Consider the following 20,214-nt stretch of genomic DNA (forward strand, 5'->3'; position numbering starts at 1 on the left):
CGCTCCGTCTCCGTCCATGCCCCTCAGGGTTTCTGAATCGCTTTCACAAATCCGGCCAGACGTCGGCAGGCTTCCTCAAGCTGTTCATCCGATGCGGCGCAGGACAGACGCAGATACGGACTGTATCCGAATGCTGTTCCCGGAACGGTGGCGACGTAGGCCTCGTCGAGAAGCGCTTCGGCGAAATCGACGTCCGTGGTCAAAACACGTCCTCCGCCGGACGTGCCACCAAGAAGCGCACCAATGCCCGGATAGACGTAAAACGCACCTTCCGGAATAGCGCAGGTCAGACCGGAGATCGCCTGAAGGGCAGCCACCATTTTGTCGCGTCGGCGCTGATAGGTCTCACGCATCTGCTCGATACGCTCCAACCCACCATTCAGCGCAGCGACGGAACCTGCCTGCGCCAGGGTGCAGACGCCAGACGTCGTATTGCCCTGCACGGCAATCATCGCCTTGATAAGTGGTACTGGCCCACAGGCGAACCCAACCCGCCACCCTGTCATGGCGTAGGCTTTGGCCATTCCGTTGATGACGAGAATACGATCAGCCAGATCCGGTGCAACCTGAAGCAGAGACAGATGCTTGCGGCCATCAAACGTCAGATGCTCGTAGATTTCATCTGACATAACCAGAACATGCGGAGCCTCGCGCAGGACATCGGCAATCGCCTCAAGATCCTGCCGCTCAAGAATGGCCCCCGTTGGATTGTTGGGGAAATTCAGCACCAGCCATCGGGTTTTCGGTGTAATCGCGGCCTTGATGGCCGCCGGATCAGAACGGAAGCCATCCTCTTCCCGACAGGCAACTTCCACCGCTTTCCCGCCAAGCATACGCGCAATCAGCGGATAGCTGACCCAGTACGGCGCAGGGACAATGACTTCATCGCCCTCATCCAGCGTCGCCGTGAAAGCGTTATAAATAACCTGCTTTCCACCATTCGCGACCATGATCTGGTCTGGTGTCGCAGTGATATCATTATCCCGTTTGAACTTGTGGAGAATGGCGTCAATCAGCGCTTTCTGGCCCGGAATAGGCGGATAACCCGTATCGCCTGCAAGCCCAGCCGCATAGGCCGCTTCGATGGCTTCCGGCGGTGACGGGAAATCCGGCTGTCCCAGCGCCAAAGAGATGACGTCCCTGCCCTCAGCCCGCAATTCACGGGCACGCGCGGCCATGGCAATGGTCGCAGGCTTGGGAAGCGTCGCCAGACGTGATGAAATACGAAACGTCATGACAGCCCCTGACAGAACTGCTGGATCCGGGTGCAGGCTTCCTTCAGGAGTTCCGTGCTGGTGGCGTAGGAAATCCGGAAATATCCCGGCGTCAGGAAGGCGCTCCCATGGACAGCCGCCACACCCGTTTCATCCAGAAGAGCCGTGACAAAAGCCTCGTCACTCTCAATCAGATGGCCGCCTTTGCTCGTTTTACCAAGCGTTCCCTCAAGGGATGGGAAGACGTAAAACGCGCCTTCCGGCTTGGCACATTTCAGGCCAGGCGCATCATTGAGCATGGACACCACAAGATTACGGCGTTGCTCATAGACGCTCACCATCTCATCGATGAAATCCTGCGGGCCTGAAACAGCCTCTTTCGCGGCAGCCTGAGCAATAGAGCATGGATTGCTCGTACTTTGCCCCTGCAGCTTGATGAGTTGACGCGTGAGTTCCACAGGAGCTGCGGAAAAGCCAATCCGCCAGCCAGTCATGGCGTATGCTTTGGAAACACCATTCATCGTCACCGTCCGGTCCCGCAGACGGGGCTCTACCTGCACGAACGTCTTGGCGACGGCACCTTCGTACATCAACTTGGCGTACATATCGTCTGTCAGGATCCACACATGCGGATGGTCCATCAGAACTTCAGTCAGCGCCTTAAGGTGATGTTCATCGTATGCGGCTCCTGTCGGATTACAGGGCGAGTTCAGCATCAGCCACTTTGTCTTAGGCGTAATGGCAGCGCGAAGCTGATCAGCTGTCAGGCGGAAACCGTTCTCCGGCGTTGTCTGAATGATGATCGGCGTTCCGTCCGCCAACGAGACGATATCAGGATAGGACACCCACGCCGGAGCCGGAATGATGACTTCATCACCCGCGTTCAGTGTGGCGACCATCACGTTGTAAATGACCTGCTTGCCACCAGTCGAAACACAGATTTCTTCAGCGCGGTAATCCAGATCGAAATCTGCATTCAGTCGGGCAGCGACCGCTTCCCGCAGCGGCATCGTGCCCGCGACATCCGTATATTTCGTTTCACCGTTCTGGATGGCGCGGATGGCCGCCCGCTTGACGAAATCCGGCGTATCAAAATCCGGTTCGCCTGCGGAAAGACTGATGATGTCACGGCCTTCCGCCTTCAGGGCGCGGGCTTTCTGCGTAATCGCAATCGTCTGGCTTGGCAGGATACGGTTCAGACGGTCGGCAATGAAAGACATGATGGGTTCCTGATAGGCTTTATCGCGATGGAACCCTACCGCCCCCGATAGGCGTTTGACCACAGCTCATCTGCAGATGAGAGGTGCGTTTTTTACATAAAAAAGGCTGGATAACCCCTGGAGGAGCTATCCGGCCTTTTCACACGTCAGCCTTCCGGAAATATCAGGCCAGCTTCTCCATTTCACGAACGACAGCCTGGCCCATCATATCTGTGCCAACGCGAGCCATCCCCGGCGACATGATATCCGCCGTCCGCAGGCCACTTGCCAGTACGTTGGACACAGCCTTTTCGATCAGGTCCGCATCATCCGCACGGTTCAGCGAATAACGGAGCAGCATGGCAAAGGACAGGATCTGCGCCAGAGGATTTGCAATCCCCTTGCCAGCAATATCCGGCGCGCTGCCATGGATCGGCTCGTACAACGCATTGCGCTTGCCATCGTCACGTACGATACCGAGCGTTGCAGATGGCAGCATACCGAGCGAACCCGTCAGCATGGATGCCAGATCAGACAGGATATCGCCGAACAGGTTGCCCGTAACAATCACATCAAACTGGTTCGGATTACGAACGAGCTGCATCGCGCAGTTATCAGCCAGCATGTGGGACAGTTCCACATCCTGATATTCGCGCTTGTGCAGATCGGTGACGACTTCCTTCCACAGGAGGCCACTTTCCATCACATTGCATTTCTCGACGGAGCAGACGCGGTTTCCGCGCTGACGGGCCATCTCAAAAGCAACGCGGGCAACACGTTCGATCTCGGACGTCGTGTAGACTTCCGTATTGATCCCGCGGCGGGAACCGTCTGGAAGCGTCTCGATGCCACGAGGCTCACCGAAATAGATACCACCGACCGTCTCGCGAACGATCATGATGTCCAGCCCGCGCACCACTTCCGGCTTCAAAGCAGATGCATCAATCAGTGCATCAAAAAGCTGGGCCGGACGAAGATTTGCAAAAAGCTCAAGCTCCTTGCGCAGCTTCAGGATGGCAACTTCAGGACGCTTGTCGAACCCGACATGACCCCAGGCCGGATCACCGACCGAGCCGAACAGAACCGCATCGGACTGCTTGGCCAGTTCAATGACTTCGTCACGGATGGGAACACCGTGCACTGCAAGAGAAGCCGCGCCAACGAGTTCTTCCGTAATGTCCAGCTTCAGGCCACGGTTCGCGTCCAGCCAATGCACAATCCGTGCAACTTCACGCATGACTTCCGGGCCGATACCATCACCGGCAAGAACAAGAAGCTTGTAAGCTTCACTCATTTGGCAGTTCCCATGCTGATTGACGGTACCCATGCACGGCTGGCTTGATGTTCGAAGCTGCTGATTTCTGCATCATGCGCCAGTGTCTGACCGATATCGTCCAGGCCTTCGAGCAGCATGTGACGGCGGAAAGGATCCACTTCGAACGGAACGACATTGCCATCCGGACGAATAATGATCTGCTTTTCCAGATCGACCGTCAGACGGGAATTTGACCCCTGACGCGCATCACCCATCAGTTCGTCACAGATTTCCCGTGGCAGACGGATCGGCAGGATACCGTTCTTGAAACAGTTATTGAAAAAAATGTCGGCAAAGCTCGGCGCGATAACGCAGCGAATGCCGAAATCCAGTAGAGCCCAAGGGGCGTGCTCACGGGAGGAGCCACAGCCGAGGTTGTCATAGGTAATGAGGATTTCAGCATGACGATACGGCTCTTTGTTTAGAACAAAGTCCGGGTTCTCGTTGCCGTTATCGTCGTAACGCTGCGCCGCGAACGCATTCTTGCCAAGACCCGTGCGCTGGATAGTCTTCAGAAAACGTGCCGGAATGATCTGATCGGTATCGATGTTTTCGTTCGGCATCGGAGCCGCAATGGCGGTCAGTTCCGTGAACTTTTCCATCAGACGGTTTCCTTCATCAGCTCGCGCACATCACACAGCGTGCCCGTCACAGCCGCGGCCGCCGCCATGGACGGTGAGCATAGATGCGTTCTGCCGCCCGGCCCCTGACGGCCTTCAAAGTTACGATTGGACGTAGAAGCGCAACGCTGCCCCGGCGTCAGACGATCCGGGTTCATCCCCAGACACATCGAGCAGCCAGCCTCACGCCACTCAAAACCGGCCTCGAGGAAGATCTTGTCCAAGCCTTCAGCCTCGGCAGCTTCTTTTACGAGCCCCGATCCAGGGACGATCATGGCGCGAACAGTCTTAGCGACATGACGCCCACGAACAACTTCCGCCGCAGCCCGCAGATCTTCCAATCGGCTGTTGGTGCAGGAGCCAATGAACACGACATCTACGGGTGTTCCGGCAATCTTCTGCCCAGCCGTCAGCCCCATGTAATCCAGAGCGCGCTGGACCTGCGCAGCCTGTGCAGGGTCCTTGAAGTCAGAAGGAGACGGCACTACGCCATCAATCGGCAGAACGTCCTGCGGACTGTTGCCCCAGGTCACGGAAGGCACAATGTCTTCGGCCTTCAACGTCACTTCCGTGTCGAAATGAGCGCCTTCATCAGACGCCAGCGTACGCCAGTAAGCACAGGCCTGCTCAAAAGCTTCACCCTTCGGTGCGAACGGACGCCCCTTCACATAAGCAAAAGTCGTTTCGTCCGGAGCAATCAGACCAGCCTTTGCGCCGCCCTCAATAGACATGTTGCAAAGCGTCATGCGCCCCGCCATGTCCAGATCGCGGATGGCAGAGCCTGCAAACTCGATTACATGTCCAGTGCCGCCAGCTGTGCCAATCTTTCCGATAATGGCCAGCATGATGTCCTTGGCTGTCACGCCCGGACCCACTTTGCCCTCAACAGAAACACGCATGTTCTTTGCGGGCTTCTGGAGAAGCGTCTGAGTCGCCATGACGTGTTCAACTTCAGACGTACCAATACCGAACGCGAGCGCGCCAAGAGCACCATGCGTCGAAGTATGACTGTCACCACAAACGATCGTCATGCCTGGCAGAGAAATACCCTGCTCCGGGCCCACAACGTGAACGATGCCTTGAGAAGCGGAACGCAACGGGAAATAGGGAACGCCGAACTCGGCGACATTCTTCTCCAGCGTTTCGATCTGGAGACGACTTTCCGGCTCTTCGATCGGCTGGGAACGGTCGGACGTAGGAACGTTGTGGTCCACCACGGCGACAGTTGCATCTGGACGACGCAGGCGACGTCCAGCCATCCGTAGGCCTTCGAAAGCCTGCGGGCTTGTCACCTCATGAACAAGGTGACGGTCGATGTATAGGATGCACGTCCCGTCTTCGAGGCGGTCAACGACGTGATCGGCCCAGATCTTGTCAAACAGTGTTCTGGGCGAAGAAGAAACGGGCATCCTTATACTCCAACCTTGACTTAGGAAGCGGCTTTTTCGCCAGCCTTCGGCAGATCGCGCGGGCGCTCTGCAATACGGGCAGACTTACCCGAACGGCCACGCAGGTAGTACAGCTTTGCGCGACGCACCTTACCACGACGCACCACTTCGATGCTGGCGAGGGACGGAGCGTACAGCGGGAACACACGCTCCACACCTTCACCGTTGGAAATCTTGCGAACCGTGAAGTTGCTGTTCAGGCCCTTGTTGGAACGGGCAATGACAACGCCTTCGAAGTTCTGCACGCGCTCACGCGTACCTTCGACAACGCGGACGCCAACGCGAACCGTGTCACCTGCGATGAATTCCGGAACGGCGCGAGCCGTGGAAAGACGCTCGATTTCGCGCGCCTCGTACTGCTGGATAATGTTCATGACCAAACTCCTGGAAACAAAAATTCAATGAACCTGCTGTCGCGCCAGGTACGCATCCCACAGATCGGGGCGACGTGCCTTCGTGACGGCGATTGACTGTTCATGACGCCAGCGGGCGATGGCACCATGATTGCCGGAGAGCAGGATTTCGGGCACTTCGCGCCCATCCCAGACCGCCGGCTTGGTATATTGCGGGTACTCCAGCAGACCTTCGGCAAAACTTTCGTCCTGACCACTGATCTGGGAACCCATCACTCCCGGTAAAAGACGTACACATGCATCCAGAAGCATCAGGGCCGGAATTTCTCCGCCTGACAGCACGACATCGCCCATACTGAACTGTTCGATGTCGTGCTTTTCCAGCACACGCTCGTCGATACCTTCAAAACGCCCACACAGAACCACAACGCCCGGCCCTGCCACGAAACGCTCTGCATCCTCATGGGACAGACGGCGCCCACGGGGCGTCGGATAAATGACTGGACGCCCATCCAGCGCCGGAAGCGCCGAAAGAGCCGTATCCAGAACATCTGCCCGCATCACCATGCCGGCTCCACCGCCAAACGGCGTGTCATCCACAGCGCGATGTCGGCCCAGTCCATGCTCACGCAGGTCATGCGATTCACAGGACCAGATACCGCGCTCAAGCGCCCTGCCCGCCAGGGAAAAACCAAGCGGCCCCGGAAACATGTCCGGAAACAGGGTCAGGATGTCAGCGCGCCAACTCATGCCCGGACCTGAACCTCTCCGTCGAGATCACCTTCGACCTCAACTTCGATCGGCGGCACGACAGTCACGCGACGCTGCGCGAGATCGACATACGGCACACAGGCCATCGTAAATGGAACAATCAGACCTCGATCGATCTCGAGACTGACGCCAGCGCCGTAATCATGAACCACGGCAATGGTTCCAAGAACGTCCCCACTTTCGGAAACGGCTGTCATGCCGATCAGATCGGCATGATAAAACTCGTCTTCCTCAACGGCGGGCAAAACATCGCGCGTAACATATAAGCGCCGGTTAACGACCCGTTCAGCAGCCGTCCGGTCTGGCAGAGTATTTCCCTGCCCATCCGTCAAAGCTGCAACACCGGGAGAAACCCAACGCGCCGTCCATGCTGCTCCATGCTCGTCATGCAACGCACCGATTGTTTCGACCGTTTCCGGATCGTCGGTGGCGGCATGCAGATGCACCAGACCACGAACACCATGCGGGCGACCGATGGTGGCGATCAGAACATCACTGTCAGGGTTGAAGCGGGGCACGGGTCAAGCGTCCTGGTGCGTCAGCAGTTGCTCAGCCGGCCGTAGCAGCGGCAGCAGCAGCGGCGTCAGCCGCGCGCTTCTGTGCCTTTGCCTTCGGAGCGGACTGCTTCGGCTGCTCGCTGTATGTCGGCTTGGGAGCCAGACCAGCGTTACCAAGGAAACGTGCAACGCGATCCGTAGCCTGTGCGCCGTTGGACAGCCAGTGCGTGATGCGCTCGCCATCGAGGCGGATACGGTCAGCATGGTCGGAAGGCAGCATCGGGTTGTATGCACCAACCTTCTCGATGAAACGGCCGTCGCGCGGACTGCGGCTGTCAGCAACAACGATGTGGTAGTAAGGGCGCTTCTTGGCACCTGCGCGTGCAAGGCGAATCTTAAGGCTCATGAAAAACTCCTGAAGGACAAACTTGAAAACTTGAGACTGATCAGGCGAAAGGCGGGCGGCCGCCAGGCTTGCCCATGCCCTTCATCATATCAGCCAGACCACCTGCCCCACCCATGCCACGCATCAGGCCACCAAGGCCCATTTTGCTGATGCGCTTCATCATTGTGGACATGTCGTCAAACTGCTTGAGCAGACGGTTCACTTCCTGAACCGTCGTTCCGGAACCCGAGGCAATCCGCTTCTTGCGGGATGCCTTGATGATCCCCGGCGTCTTGCGTTCCTGCTTGGTCATCGAGGAAATGATGGCCTTGTGACGCTTGAAGATCGAGGTGTCGATCTCCTTGTCACCCAGCATATCCTTGATCTTACCCATACCCGGAAGCATACCGAGAATACCCGAGATCGACCCCATACGGTTGATCTGATTGATCTGGGAGACATAGTCATCCAGATCAAACTTGCCAGCGAGCATCTTCTTGGCGACGCGCTCACCTTCCTCGTGGTCGAGCGTTTCCGCTGCGCGCTCCACAAGACCAGCCACGTCACCCAGACCGAGAATACGACCTGCAACGCGCTCCGGATGGAATTCTTCGAGGGCTTCCAGCTTTTCACCAGAGCCGGTCAGCTTGATCGGCGCACCCGTGATGGCCTTCATGGACAGGGCCGCGCCACCGCGTGCGTCACCGTCCATACGGCTCATGACGACGCCGGTAATACCGACAGCCTCATTGAAGGACTTGGCTGTATTAACCGCGTCCTGACCCGTCATCGCATCCACAACCAGCAGTGTTTCTGCCGGGGTCGTGACCGCGCGGATCTGACGCACCTCGTCCATCAGAGCTTCGTCAATAGAGAGACGGCCTGCAGTATCGAGAATGACGATATCGTAGCCTTCGCGACGCCCCGTATCGAGCGCGCGCTTGGCGATTTCTACGGGCGACTGGCCAGCAACGATCGGAAGGGCCGTAACCTTCTTGGTGATCGCATTGACGCGCTCTGCCAACTGCTGAAGCTGGAGCTGAGCGGCCGGACGATAGACGTCCAGACTGGCGAGCAGGACTTTCTTGCCTTCACGCTGAGACAGACGCAGGGCAATCTTGCCGGAAGTCGTGGTCTTACCCGAACCCTGAAGACCAACCATCAGCACAGGAACAGGCGGCACAGCTGAGAGGTTCAGCGGAACTGCACCTGCACCACCAAGCGCGTCAATCAGCGCGTCGTTAACGATCTTGGCAACAGCCTGCCCCGGAGAAACGCTCTCAAGCACTTCATGCCCGACAGCGCGCTCACGGACCTTGTTAACGAAATCACGGACCACCGGCAGCGCGACGTCCGCTTCCAGCATAGCCAGACGGACTTCGCGCATCGCCTCGGTGACATCACCCTCTGAGAGCTTCCCGTTCTTGGAAAGTCCTTCGAGGACACCGGACATCTTGCCTGAGAGTTGATCGAACAACGGGCCACCTTACAGCAAACAGAAACGCGCCACTGCGCGAGCCTTCGCGATGTGGCGTGTCCGAAAACAGGACCGCTCTATCGTCTTGAGACGCTGGCGTCAAGCAATAGAGCGGTATTCAGTCAGAAATCAGGGAGCGGGCGGCGGACCGTCCTCTGGCGGGTGGCCCATGATGGCATCCAGCTGCTCGTGAAGCGAACGGATCTTTTCCATCGTTGCGTTAGCCTGACGACGTTGGTCGGGCGTCAGGACATCGTGGAGCTTTTCCTGCGTTGCAAGACGAGCCTGCGCTTCCTGCGCATGCAACTCGCTCTCCTGACGCGTCAGGTCTGTAAGCAGGGACCGATTGAGATCCCCTTCAGCGGACAGTTCTGTGCGGATCTTGTCACGGAGGGCTTTCAGCTTTTCATGCTGAGCCTTCATATCCTCATGCGCTTGCTTGAAGATCGTATGGACCTGAGCCTTCTGTGCATCCGTCAAAGCGACACCAGGTGGAAACGGAGGCGGCATATCGCCAGGACCGTGGTCACCGTGCATTCCGGCATGTGGCGCAACGGGCTGACCCGGATGGGCCTGAGCCAGAAGCGGCGCAGCCAGAAGGCCGACAGACGCAGCGACAGGAAGAAAAGCAAAAAGACGAAAGGCCGTCATGGATGTCATATCCTTGAGGGTTGTCGGAGACGGAAGCGCACTCCCGCTTCCCTGACAATCAAGATGACACGTTCTTTGTTACAAAACTCCCCTACTCCTGTTTCGAAACGTAAACCTTATAGGGGTATGTAACTCACAAGCCCTCTTGACGTCCTTTCGTCCACATTGCATGAAGCGCGCACATCCTGAAAACAGGATCGGCTCCCGTTCTAATCATGAACAGGTGTCTGGAGAGGTGGCCGAGTGGTTTAAGGCAGCGGTCTTGAAAACCGCCGTGCGTGGAAGCGTACCGTGGGTTCGAATCCCACCCTCTCCGCCAGATGAATCAAAAATTTCCATATTTTTTATAGAGTTATTTGATTTGTCGAAATTCATCCCACCTTGAGACCCATCTTAAAAAATGCGTCATCGCGCGGCGCTCGGACGCGATATGCGTCGTTTATAAACTTCCCGATGTGACCTGCTGACTGATGTCCTGCTTTCTCCAGAGACATCTAGATGATCTGAAGGCGCGACTGAAACAGCGACCCACGAAAAAAAACGCTCAGAAATTTCTTGAAATCGTCGTCCGTGTTCGGCTAACGTTCTTGAGTTAGCTGACACTACAGTACGAAAAACTTCTAGCAAGCCCAGAGGGCTCTCTGCCACTGCTTCAAGCAGAGACCCTGTAGAACACTGAACGCCGAAAAAACCAAACGAAACTAGTATCATCGTTGGTCCCGTGAGGGGCTGGTTGGAAAGGCGTATCATGAGTTCTGTTTTCCCCCTTCGTCGCTCTGACGACATCTTTATAACGCGTCGGGAAGCTTCTGAGCGACTACGCGTGTCCCTCTCAACGATCGACAGATATGTCGCTGCGGGCGAGCTCGAACGCTTGAAAATCGGTCCAAGGCGAACTCTGTTTCGACTGCGCGATGTCGAAAGGCTCGTCCGTCGTGACGGCAGCGCTTCTTCCGCCATGCAGACCACACTGAGCAACGTCTGGTCGTAGCTGCTGATTTCATCAGCGCAGGATACCTGCGGATCTTTCCTTTCCATGATGAAAGCTAGCGCTATGTTTGACGTCGCTGACATTGACTTTGCTTGGGACAGCCCTTGGGACTCCCTGGAGATGAAATGCGTCTATCAGGATATTGTTTTCTGGATCCTTTGTGATGTTACTCGAGAGATTGATCCCTATTACAAGACTAATTGCTACAAAGTAGATAATCCCGATAATTTATTTTCGGCACCAACTACCGTAAACGACTTACATAACTTGTTCTGGGCATCTCCTTCGGAGATTTCTGAAGGGTGGTCTCTATTCAAAATGATAAACGGTAATTTTTCAGACACTAAGCTTTTTGAAATCCTCAATACATTTCTTTTCCTGAAAGACAAATCTACGGTTGCACAGCCAACGATAGATGAAATCATGGAGCTTTTGTTTGCCCGTGCTTCGCATTGGTCAGATAGACTGACGATTGAAGATCTCCTGCCTCAGCTGACTTCTGGCAGGATGATCCAGGTCCATGATCAGTCCCCGTCTGGAGGGCTGCCGCTGAACGTTATCGCGGAGCAAGTCCTGTTTTATAAAAGGCCGATACGATCTGACGAGCAGCTTATTCTTGCCCGTGCTTTGACATATCTTGGATGGCGACGGCATCGTACCGCCCAGACACGCCGATGGATTGCTCCCCCTGACTTTCCGACAAAAGATCCCGGCAAACTTCGATGGCATTACAGGTGACGATGTCCGCCAAAGCACAGCGACTTCGCGAGTACCTTTGCACGAGAGAAAACATCCCGCAGGCGATTATCATGGCGTTTGATGGTCATCGAAGATCGATAGATACCAGCAAAAATGGCTGGTGACTGCGGGAATGTCCCTGATGGAACATCGAAAGACGATCCAGTTGCGCGACGGGCAGCCAGAGACGACCGTCCGGAGCGAGACACGGTGCATCCGCCCAGTGCAGACGTGGGTCCGAGATCAGTCTCTTGATCTTCCCGGAAACGTCCCTTCGATAGACGCCGTCATCCTTCAGGTTGGTAAAGTAGAGATTTCCTGCAGTATCCATGGCGCTGCCCCCGATTGGAGGTAAATCTGCCCACGGCTGAACAGCCGCAGACAGATCAGTTGATGACACATCAGGATCATCGAGCAGTGCTGTCGGGATGCGGGACCACGGCCCTTCAAGCGGCCCGAAATACAGCCATTTCCCGTCCGGACTCACTTCAAGCGGATCGACATTCACCAGAAGCGGCTGATGCGGACCTTTCTCCACGACGTGTCCATCCATGACAATCGGTCGATCTGTCCGCGCGCTGGTGGACGCGTCATTGTCCAGCACGCGGCGTGCCTGACCTGTTTTGATATCAAGAACAATCAGCGCCGCTTTGCCTGCATCTGTGAGATAGGCGTGTGTCCCGTTGAAACGGATATCGTCGATGTAGCTGCCTGTCTGCGCGGTTTCTGGACCCAGAGGATAGATCCGCAGCACATGACCTGTTGCCGGATCAATGCGGACCAGTTTGGCTCCTCCATATACGGGGACACCTCCAAAAGACGAGGTTCCAGTATCAACAACCCAGAGCATGCCGTCAGGAGCGACATGGAGGGCATTGACGCTGACAAACCGATGCGTCGCATCCCGTCCGGGTTTCCATCCATTCCAGTTAGCATCAGGAAATGGCTTTATTTCTCCGCCCTTTGTCAGAAGGCCCACGGCCGGTCCGGAAAACCCGGTCCAGCGAGGGCCTGAGACAAACACATGACCGCTAGCAAGCGCTACGGCATTCCAGTCCATGGCTGTAGTGATCGCCTCAATCCTGATGGTCTGGGCATGGGAAGAAACAGGATGCGCACATACCCCAACGAATCCCGTGAAAAGGGCAATAGCGATCCTGCGAAGGCCTCTTTTTAGGAAAGCCTGCCGTGAGCGCGGTCTCATGAACCCCATGACGTTAGATCCCTGCAATAAAGCCGGACGGCGTACCGTCAGCAGGATCCACGAACACCACGTCATCCGGGGCCCGTCGCGGCGTGTCGATAGCCAGAAAAACGACTGGATGGCTCAGAATGCGGGGTACGGCATGCACGGCCCGACGGGGGAACACCAGAAGATGGCCGGGTGCAAACGGCGCCTCTTCCTTGGGATCATCTATCCAGAATGTGCCTGTTCCGGAGAGGACATGGAGCACTTCATCGCACTGGGTATGATAATGCGGCGGCACCTCCCGATAGATCCGGAAGACCCGGATACTGGCTTCCGACTTGTCGGTCAGATATGTGTCCAGTAGCATTGTGTCCGCCGTTTCGGGAAATGCCGCCGCAATTTTATTGAGATCGAAGCGACCTCCCGTCCGGTTCAGGGTCATAAGATGTTCTTCGTCATTCATGAGGTCTGCTCCTCTCAAGCGCTTTGACTGTTTTCGTCATGATCGTTTTCGTTCAGGCCCATTCTTCAGGCCGGAAAACCTTCGAGCACGATTTTGCCTTTGGCCTGACCACTTTCGATTAGAGCGTGAGCCTCTCGCAGATTGGCGGCGGTGATCGCGCCAAGATTTTTGCCGAGCGTTGTACGAAGACGACCTTCATCCACGAGCCGCGACACGTCGTTCAGGATTTTCCCCTGAGCGCTGATGTCTTCCGTCCCAAATAGTGAACGCGTGAACATCAGTTCCCAGTGCAGGGACAGGCTTTTGCGCTTGAGCGGTGCGGCATTGAGTTCAGCAGGATCATCAATCAGGCCGAAATGTCCCTGAGGGGCCAGAAGTTCGACGATCTCTGCCAGATGCCGATCTGTCTGCGTCGTTGAAAAAACAAAACCGGGAGCGCCCGTAGGAAGGGCAGCAACCTGTGCGGCCAGAGGCTTGCTGTGATCGATTACGTAATCTGCCCCGAGAGATGTGACCCAGTCCTGCGTTTCGGGGCGCGAAGCCGTGGCAATGACTGTGATATCAGTCAGAACCTTGGCCAGCTGGATCGCCATGGAACTGACCCCGCCTGCGCCCCCGACGATCAGAATGGAGGACGTCGTTCCCGGGACAGGCCGACGAATGTCCAGGCGATCGAAAAGCATCTCCCAGGCGGTGATTGCTGTCAGCGGTAAGGCCGCGGCTTCGGACCAGTTCAGGGAGCGGGGTTTACGACCGACAATCCGCTCATCGACCAGATGAAACTCCGCGTTGGTCCCTGAGCGATTGATCGCCCCCGCATAAAAGACCTCATCGCCGACAGAAAAATCCGTGACGTCCGGTCCAGTGCCCACGACAATACCCGCCGCATCCCAGCCCAGAACACGCCACTGACCCGCCTCCGGTGTTGCACTGCGGCGGACTTTTGTATCAACCGGATTGACCGACACGGCCCTGATTTCCACCAGAAGATCCCGGCCCGAAGGAACAGGTTTCGGCAGATCGATGTCCTGAAGGGACGCCGGATTTTCGATGGGAAGCGGCGTCTGATAACCGATGGCCCGCATGATTGTCTGATCCTCTGTTGAATGAGGAGAAGAGTGAGCACTATGCTGTTTTTAGACAAGAACGCACTTTTAACGCCCATAGTGTCGGAAATGATACCGTTATGACTCGCATCCGCCATCAGTCGCTCGATTGCAGCCCCGGCTGCGCTGTTGAAGCAACGCTTCAACTCATCGACGGAAAATGGAAAGGCGTGATCCTCTATCACCTGCTTCAGGGGACCCTGCGCTTCAACGCTATCCGCAAGCGCCTGCCCAATATCACCCAGAGAATGCTGACGACCCAGCTTCGCGAACTGGAGCGTGACGGGTTCGTGTTACGGACGGTTTACCCGGAAGTTCCACCAAAGGTGGAGTATAGCCTGACTCCGCGTGGGCGAACTCTTGAGCCCGTCATTCTGGCTCTCAAGGCCTGGGGCGATGAGCACACAGAGTTCAGGCATGGTCGTGAGGCCTGTGCAGATCATGATGAAATACTCACTTCTGCCGCTAAAAGGACTAAATAATTGCTCAGTAGTCATTCGGCTAAGGGGGGGGGGTAAACGGAAGGTCGGCTTTGCGGCGTCGATCTTCGGAAGCGGACGCCTTTTTCAGCCGCGACACGGTTCAGCGCGGTCGCATAAGGAACCAACTGGCAAAGCATTCACCAGCGAATACGAACGCCCCCTGTCACTGCTGCTGCCCCTCCTGCGGCTCCCTGTATCGTATCTCGATGGCCACCGAAAAATCTGGCTGTAAGGTCCACACCAGGAAGGGATTTCACAGGATACGAAAAGGTTGTTGTGACCCCCTTTTCCTCCGTGAGTGGGGACTGGCTTGCTCGCTCAATGTCGAGCGGACCAATTTTGGAAAGTTGCGACAAATCCAAAGGAAGCCACTGAGCCTTTGGTGTAATGTCCCTGCTTTTCTTCTCAACTATTCCCCTTAAATACTGAAATCCGGCCTTACTGCTTAATTCTGAGGGCATTGGTAATACTTGTTTTTCTTTAGGAGGCATGAAGTAAGGCGTAGGGTCGGCATATGACATTGCTGGCTCAAGAAGCCATAACGTCACAACCATCCCTCGCAGCCCCTGAAATCGCAAATATAGTCTAGGCAATGATTTGTGCCTTTGACTGGAGATGATGAGATACTTCTCGCCAAAACATGCCACCTTGCATCCGTGCGATAATATCCGGCGGAAGAATACAGTGTCGTCTTTCGTGACTAACGACCGGACGTATCCTGTGCAAATCCGGAGTTCCAAGCAGACTGTCGAAGGCTTCTGCATCCCTGTTCGTGACATTGTTCAGATCATACGAATACACGGGCAAACCGAGACACCGTGTCAGTTTTTCAAGGGTCTGACGCGGACTGGTGGCTAGAGCCTGGTAATCTACAAGAATAAGCTTATCAGCAAAGGGACCGTGAAAAGCCTCCATCAGAACTCGCCAAGCGTAGCCAAAAACACCTTCCCGGGACAGCAGATGATCGAGACGGTCATGCTGCGTGCTTCGTTGAGTGATAGGGACAAGTCGTGACGATAAAATGGGATCTCGCACGATGAGGCGCTCAAGAGAATCAAGGATCCAGACAGGATCACGCACGCAGCAGATCACGCGCGCTTTCGGGTAGAGCCGGTTGATCAAGGCAAGTCGCGTACACCATTCCCGGCTCGTATCCAGGACAATTTGATCGGGCTGTGGATGATAATAATCATCTAAAACGCCTCGGAGCAGACGCTTGCGTTGCTCCTCAGAAAAATCAGAAGCGTACTCCCCCTCGGCCATCAGACCCGATAGTCGAATGATCATGGGAGCGACAGGCGATATTCGGCCATGCGCGAGAACTTTTGGATTTTGACTCAGAAGCGCGGCCAAAAGTGTCGAACCGGCCCGGGGGAGGCCAGAAATGAAGTGAACAGGTGACGATGCGGTCATGGATGATGGTGTATCTCGGTTGGAGGAGCCAGGTTCTCCGACCGCTAGGACACCAAACAGCATTGTATCAATACGTTGCGGAAGACACCTCCTTGTGTCTTAAATACAACTGTCAATATTTTTCCTTGTTTTTTGCGTACGTCCTAACAGTTTTCAAATATTTTTGTGTCATTTTGGCAACTTTTGAACTTTTGTGTCGGTTTGTGTCCTCTAGCTAGCGCTGAGAAAAACATCCGCTTCCCGACAGGGCCTGCATCTGCAATCGCACTCATGGGTGTGAATGTTCACGCTAAATGGCCGGTTTTTCATCACGATATATGGCCACCTTTGGCCAGCTAGGGGGGGGAAAACGGAATGTCCGCTCACAACGCAAGCGACGATGAAAGCGGACAAAACAAAGTTCTTATGCTGAAGCGCTATTTCCAAGGTGCGCCCTGAAAAACGGCACCAGTTTTTCCAGTGCCGGACCAACGGCTTCCGGTTTGTCATACAGATCATAATGCGAGCTGTTCTCCAGCGACACGATCTGCCGGTCTTTTGACGCGGTGGCGCGGCCATAAATCTCCGTTCCATCGCGATAGGCTCCGAACGCGCCGACCTTTTCTCCCACTACAACCATGACAGGCTGGGTCAACAGGGTTTCAGCAAAGGCAAACGCATCCCATGACAGGGTTTTCTGGGCATGGCTGAACAGCATCCGCGTCCACCCACCTGGCTTCTGGCCGCGAGGCGTTTTGTAGTAATCCGTCGCTTCCAGAACATCCCGGTCCGTCAGACCATTCGCACGGGCAGTCTCGACGCTCGGTGGCAGCAGTTCATTGACCTGCAACTCGCCGCCACGCACCTCCTTCGTGCGTTGCGCCGCCATAGCCTCCAATGTGCCGCGTGGATTGAAACCACTGAATCCCTCCCGGAACAGGCGGCCGAGATTGACTGGCGTGATGCCGACGACCGCTTTGATCCGCTTTTCTGTCAGCGTGGCGTTGATGGCATAGGCCCCGCCGCCACAGACACCGATCACGCCGATACGGTCAGCGTCCACATAAGGCAGCGTCACGGCATAATCGATCACATGGCTGATGTCCTCGACCCGCTGGGTCGGGCTCTCAATCCAGCGCGGCGCGCCACCGCTTTCACCCTGATAGGAGGCGTCATAGGCGATAACGACGAAACCTGCCTCGGCCAGCGCCTTGCCATAGACATTCCCCGAGGTCTGTTCCTTGCAGCTTCCAAACGGGTGAACGCTGACAATGGTCGGGTAGGCCCGGCTTTCATTAAAGTCGGAAGGGAGCAGGATGTTGGCTGCAATCGGCCATGCCATATCGGCATTCTGTATCTGGATAGACTTCATCTGAGTGGTCCTCGTTCTGTCCTATATGCTCGTTACGCCAGTTTGGTCTGAAAGAACGGAGCCAGCACGGAAACGGCTTCGGTCACGAAGGCTTTCCCATCGTAGAGATCCATGTGATTGGCGCCCTTCACGATATGGACCGACTTGTCCGTACTGGCCGCGCGGTCATACAGGTCGTCGCTCATCCACTTGCTGCCCGCGTCGCTACCGACGACGATCTGGATCGGTTGCGTCAGATAGGTTTCGGCCATGTGATAGGCGTCATAGGTGACGATCTGGTTCAGGCTCCGCAGCGTGGCAAAGCCGGGTGCGGTCGCGCACTCGGCACGGGGCGTGTGATAATACTCCCAGGCCTGACGCAGTTCTTCGTTTGGCGCATCTTTCTCCGTCAGCGGCGCGAGTGGCATGGTGGCGTAACCGTTGCCTGCGGCATCTGCGGTGCGGGCATTGGACCCGGCTTCGATCAGCGGAAGCGCGTCAATCGAGCGCACCGAATTGTCCCAGCCATTGCGGAACATGGAGCCGATATTGACTGCGCTGACGGTACCGATTGCCTTGATGCGACGGTCCTGAATGGCGGCATTGGCCGTGTAGCCCGCGCCCGCACAGATGCCCATGGCGCCGATGCGGTTCTGGTCGATGTAGGGCAGTGTCGTCAGATGGTCGATAACGGCGCTGACGTCTTCGGTGCTGACGGAGGGGTTTTCAAGCTGGCGTGGCTCACCGCCGCTTTCCCCCTGACAGGACCGGTCGAACGCAATGGTGACAAAGCCCTGTTCCGCGAGTTTCTGCGCGTAGGTGCCAGCCGTCTGCTCCTTTACGCCGCCGCCTGGATGGGAAACAACAATGGCGGGCCATTTTTTCGCCTCGTCAAAGCCATTGGGGAAATTGATCACCGCCGACAGGCTAATGGACGGATTATTGGTGTTCGTGAAACTGATCTTTGTCATGGTCTGTCTCCTGTTGATGAAAGGATGGTAGGACAAACCCATTGCGCGGATTAGACGGATAATCTGTCATGGCCCTATCACTGGAGTGATCAATGAGGCGGGATGAAATCGCCGATCTGGCAGCGTTCGTCGTGGTGGCCGAGGAAGGAAGCTTCACCAAAGCGGCCCGTCGCCTTGGCGTCGCACAGTCCGGTCTGAGCCAGATCGTGCGACGCACGGAAGAACGGCTGGGCATGCGCCTGCTGTCACGCACGACCCGCAGCGTGGCACCAACGGAAGCGGGCGAGCGGCTGCTCGCGACACTTGGCCCCATGCTGCATGATCTGGACGCGGCGGTCGCCTCTCTGGGTGATTTGCGGGACCGTCCATCGGGCACCATCCGGGTGACGACTGTGGAACATGCAGCGAAAACCATTCTCCTTCCCGGCGTGAAGCAGCTTCTGCGAGACAATCCCGATATCCGCGTGGACGTGACCATTGATTACGGACTGGCGGATGTGGTGGCAGATCGCTTCGACGCTGGCATCCGGTTGGGCGGCGAGATTGCGAAAGACATGATCGCTGTACGGATCGGTCCGGATATCCCCATGGCCATTGTCGGATCACCAGACTATTTCCGTATCCATCCTGCCCCAACATCTCCAGCGCGGCTTGTCGAGCATAAGGCGGTCAATCTGCGGCTGCCGACATCGCAGGCCGTCAATGGTTGGCGCTTAATGCGCGGCGGTCGGGAAACGCGGGTGCGGCTGGAGGGGCAGATGACGCTCAACAATTTCGACCTGATTCGCGACGCCGCCCTGGACGGACATGGGCTAGCCTACCTGCCGCTGGACATGGTGCAGTCTGATCTGGAGCGCGGCGATCTGGTGCAGGTGCTGGCGAAGTTTACGCCCGCTCTGCCAGGGTATCACCTTTATTACCCAAACCGGCGGCAGGCCCCTGTCGCTTTCAGGATGTTCGTCGAGGCGTTGCGATATTCGCAGTGAGGCAGCAAGGGGGGGGGGAACAGACTGTCCGCTTTGGATGCCCCGGACAATGTTTCCCGTCGTTTATTCAACTAAGTGTGACGGATGCTGTGCGCACGAGACGGTCATTAGAGCTTATTGTCGGCGTAACGGAAAGCAGCCGTGAAGTGTTAGAAAGAATGCTTTTTCAATACCCCACGAATAGAGAAATAGGTGGTATTGTACTGAATAAGAAACTCTCCCCTTGGTCTACTTGACAAAAACCAGATCGGAATCACAATAAATTATGGCCCTTAAGACGTTCCCCATAGAAAGACAAAGAAAACTGGAAGAAAAGCTAGTGCGACGCTTGGTTGAGGGGACTGCTGCTTGGCTAACCTTTAAACAAGCAACTTCGGCGAGAACTCTATACAGCGAGCATTTTTTATATCCTCCGTTGTTCGAAATCGGTTTTGGCCGAGGTTGGAAAGCAGTTGCTCAGGTGCCCGTAACGAAAGCAACACCTAGGGCGGGGGCACCCAAGACACTCGATTTTGTATTTTTTAAGAATTCAAAGAGCAGCACAGCGGCTGTAATGATAGAGGTTAAATTTCTAAGAGCCTGTTTGGAAAATCACGGGTGAGCATTTCTGCGCAT

At 56.0% G+C, this 20,214-nt stretch carries 23 protein-coding genes and 1 tRNA gene; 6 read left to right on the forward strand and 18 right to left on the reverse strand.

Features of this window, described 5'->3' with window-relative positions; all coding sequences use genetic code 11:
* Window positions 1-23 precede the first annotated feature (23 nt).
* The 11 genes from B7444_RS13780 to B7444_RS13830 form a co-directional block, all read right to left on the reverse strand.
* Window positions 24-1,235, reverse strand: coding sequence for a pyridoxal phosphate-dependent aminotransferase (locus tag B7444_RS13780; protein WP_007283502.1), 1,212 nt, complete (start codon window positions 1,233-1,235; stop codon window positions 24-26).
* Window positions 1,232-2,434, reverse strand: coding sequence for a pyridoxal phosphate-dependent aminotransferase (locus tag B7444_RS13785; protein WP_035729028.1), 1,203 nt, complete (start codon window positions 2,432-2,434; stop codon window positions 1,232-1,234). The genes B7444_RS13780 and B7444_RS13785 overlap by 4 nt, the downstream gene beginning before the upstream one ends.
* 163 nt (window positions 2,435-2,597) lie before the next feature.
* Complete coding sequence (leuB, locus tag B7444_RS13790; protein WP_035729031.1) at window positions 2,598-3,707, reverse strand: 3-isopropylmalate dehydrogenase; 1,110 nt, start codon at window positions 3,705-3,707, stop codon at window positions 2,598-2,600.
* Complete coding sequence (gene leuD / locus B7444_RS13795) at window positions 3,704-4,330, reverse strand: 3-isopropylmalate dehydratase small subunit (RefSeq protein ID WP_007283499.1); 627 nt, start codon at window positions 4,328-4,330, stop codon at window positions 3,704-3,706. The genes leuB and leuD overlap by 4 nt, the downstream gene beginning before the upstream one ends.
* Complete coding sequence (gene leuC / locus B7444_RS13800; RefSeq protein ID WP_007283498.1) at window positions 4,330-5,757, reverse strand: 3-isopropylmalate dehydratase large subunit; 1,428 nt, start codon at window positions 5,755-5,757, stop codon at window positions 4,330-4,332. The genes leuD and leuC overlap by 1 nt, the downstream gene beginning before the upstream one ends.
* 20 nt (window positions 5,758-5,777) lie before the next feature.
* Window positions 5,778-6,170 carry a 50S ribosomal protein L19 gene (gene rplS, locus B7444_RS13805; protein WP_007283497.1) on the reverse strand — a complete coding sequence of 131 codons (393 nt, stop codon included), beginning with the start codon at window positions 6,168-6,170 and terminating at the stop codon, window positions 5,778-5,780.
* Window positions 6,171-6,194: 24 nt separating this feature from the next.
* A complete protein-coding gene (gene trmD / locus B7444_RS13810) occupies window positions 6,195-6,899 on the reverse strand; it encodes a tRNA (guanosine(37)-N1)-methyltransferase TrmD (RefSeq protein WP_007283496.1) in 705 nt (234 codons plus the stop codon).
* A complete protein-coding gene (gene rimM, locus B7444_RS13815) occupies window positions 6,896-7,438 on the reverse strand; it encodes a ribosome maturation factor RimM (RefSeq protein ID WP_007283495.1) in 543 nt (180 codons plus the stop codon). The genes trmD and rimM overlap by 4 nt, the downstream gene beginning before the upstream one ends.
* Window positions 7,439-7,469: 31 nt before the next feature.
* Entirely contained in the window at window positions 7,470-7,823 is a 354-nt protein-coding gene (gene rpsP / locus B7444_RS13820) for a 30S ribosomal protein S16 (RefSeq protein ID WP_007283494.1), read from the reverse strand.
* Between the two features lie 40 nt (window positions 7,824-7,863).
* On the reverse strand, window positions 7,864-9,279 hold the full coding sequence (gene ffh, locus B7444_RS13825; protein ID WP_007283493.1) for a signal recognition particle protein: 1,416 nt from the start codon (window positions 9,277-9,279) through the stop codon (window positions 7,864-7,866).
* 129 nt (window positions 9,280-9,408) lie between these two features.
* Window positions 9,409-9,930: a Spy/CpxP family protein refolding chaperone gene (locus B7444_RS13830; protein WP_231502751.1), complete on the reverse strand. Its 522-nt coding sequence runs from the start codon at window positions 9,928-9,930 to the stop codon at window positions 9,409-9,411.
* 229 nt (window positions 9,931-10,159) lie between these two features.
* On the opposite strand from B7444_RS13830, the gene B7444_RS13835 reads away from it, so the two are divergent.
* The 3 genes from B7444_RS13835 (at window position 10,160) to B7444_RS17235 (ending at window position 11,659) form a co-directional block, all read left to right on the forward strand.
* Window positions 10,160-10,249 (forward strand) — tRNA-Ser (locus B7444_RS13835).
* Window positions 10,250-10,678: 429 nt separating this feature from the next.
* Window positions 10,679-10,921: a helix-turn-helix transcriptional regulator gene (locus tag B7444_RS13840; RefSeq protein ID WP_035729032.1), complete on the forward strand. Its 243-nt coding sequence runs from the start codon at window positions 10,679-10,681 to the stop codon at window positions 10,919-10,921.
* 63 nt (window positions 10,922-10,984) lie between these two features.
* Complete coding sequence (locus B7444_RS17235) at window positions 10,985-11,659, forward strand: hypothetical protein (RefSeq protein WP_231502752.1); 675 nt, start codon at window positions 10,985-10,987, stop codon at window positions 11,657-11,659.
* 85 nt (window positions 11,660-11,744) lie between these two features.
* Here the strand turns inward: B7444_RS17235 and B7444_RS13850 are convergent, their stop codons facing one another.
* The 3 genes from B7444_RS13850 to B7444_RS13860 all read right to left on the reverse strand — a co-directional run bounded on the left by B7444_RS13850 (window position 11,745) and on the right by B7444_RS13860 (window position 14,396).
* On the reverse strand, window positions 11,745-12,872 hold the full coding sequence (locus tag B7444_RS13850; protein ID WP_007283489.1) for an L-dopachrome tautomerase-related protein: 1,128 nt from the start codon (window positions 12,870-12,872) through the stop codon (window positions 11,745-11,747).
* 4 nt (window positions 12,873-12,876) lie between these two features.
* Entirely contained in the window at window positions 12,877-13,311 is a 435-nt protein-coding gene (locus tag B7444_RS13855) for a cupin domain-containing protein (RefSeq protein ID WP_007283488.1), read from the reverse strand.
* A 65-nt stretch (window positions 13,312-13,376) separates the two neighbouring features.
* Window positions 13,377-14,396 (reverse strand): zinc-binding alcohol dehydrogenase family protein, encoded by a 1,020-nt coding sequence (locus B7444_RS13860; RefSeq protein ID WP_007283487.1) that lies wholly within the window; start codon window positions 14,394-14,396, stop codon window positions 13,377-13,379.
* A 101-nt stretch (window positions 14,397-14,497) separates the two neighbouring features.
* Here B7444_RS13860 and B7444_RS13865 point away from each other — a divergent pair, with 101 nt between their 5' ends.
* Window positions 14,498-14,899, forward strand: a complete 402-nt coding sequence (locus tag B7444_RS13865) for a winged helix-turn-helix transcriptional regulator (RefSeq protein WP_007283486.1) — start codon at window positions 14,498-14,500, stop codon at window positions 14,897-14,899.
* Between the two features lie 137 nt (window positions 14,900-15,036).
* Here B7444_RS13865 and B7444_RS17240 read toward each other — a convergent pair whose 3' ends face one another.
* The 4 genes from B7444_RS17240 to B7444_RS13885 form a co-directional block, all read right to left on the reverse strand.
* Window positions 15,037-15,453 carry a hypothetical protein gene (locus tag B7444_RS17240; RefSeq protein WP_035729035.1) on the reverse strand — a complete coding sequence of 139 codons (417 nt, stop codon included), beginning with the start codon at window positions 15,451-15,453 and terminating at the stop codon, window positions 15,037-15,039.
* A 31-nt stretch (window positions 15,454-15,484) separates the two neighbouring features.
* Window positions 15,485-16,312, reverse strand: coding sequence for a sulfotransferase family protein (locus tag B7444_RS13875; protein WP_035729058.1), 828 nt, complete (start codon window positions 16,310-16,312; stop codon window positions 15,485-15,487).
* A gap of 403 nt (window positions 16,313-16,715) precedes the next feature.
* Window positions 16,716-17,663, reverse strand: coding sequence for an alpha/beta hydrolase (locus tag B7444_RS13880; RefSeq protein WP_007283483.1), 948 nt, complete (start codon window positions 17,661-17,663; stop codon window positions 16,716-16,718).
* Window positions 17,664-17,695: 32 nt separating this feature from the next.
* Window positions 17,696-18,613, reverse strand: coding sequence for an alpha/beta hydrolase (locus tag B7444_RS13885; protein ID WP_035729037.1), 918 nt, complete (start codon window positions 18,611-18,613; stop codon window positions 17,696-17,698).
* A gap of 92 nt (window positions 18,614-18,705) precedes the next feature.
* Here B7444_RS13885 and B7444_RS13890 point away from each other — a divergent pair, with 92 nt between their 5' ends.
* Window positions 18,706-19,599: a LysR family transcriptional regulator gene (locus B7444_RS13890; RefSeq protein WP_007283481.1), complete on the forward strand. Its 894-nt coding sequence runs from the start codon at window positions 18,706-18,708 to the stop codon at window positions 19,597-19,599.
* Window positions 19,600-19,864: 265 nt separating this feature from the next.
* The gene (locus tag B7444_RS13895) at window positions 19,865-20,200 is read left to right on the forward strand and encodes a hypothetical protein (RefSeq protein WP_035729039.1); all 336 of its coding nucleotides are present in this window, start codon (window positions 19,865-19,867) and stop codon (window positions 20,198-20,200) included.
* Window positions 20,201-20,214 lie beyond the last annotated feature (14 nt).

The sequence above is a fragment of the Gluconobacter thailandicus F149-1 = NBRC 100600 genome (assembly GCF_000964465.1).
Classification (GTDB): domain Bacteria; phylum Pseudomonadota; class Alphaproteobacteria; order Acetobacterales; family Acetobacteraceae; genus Gluconobacter; species Gluconobacter thailandicus.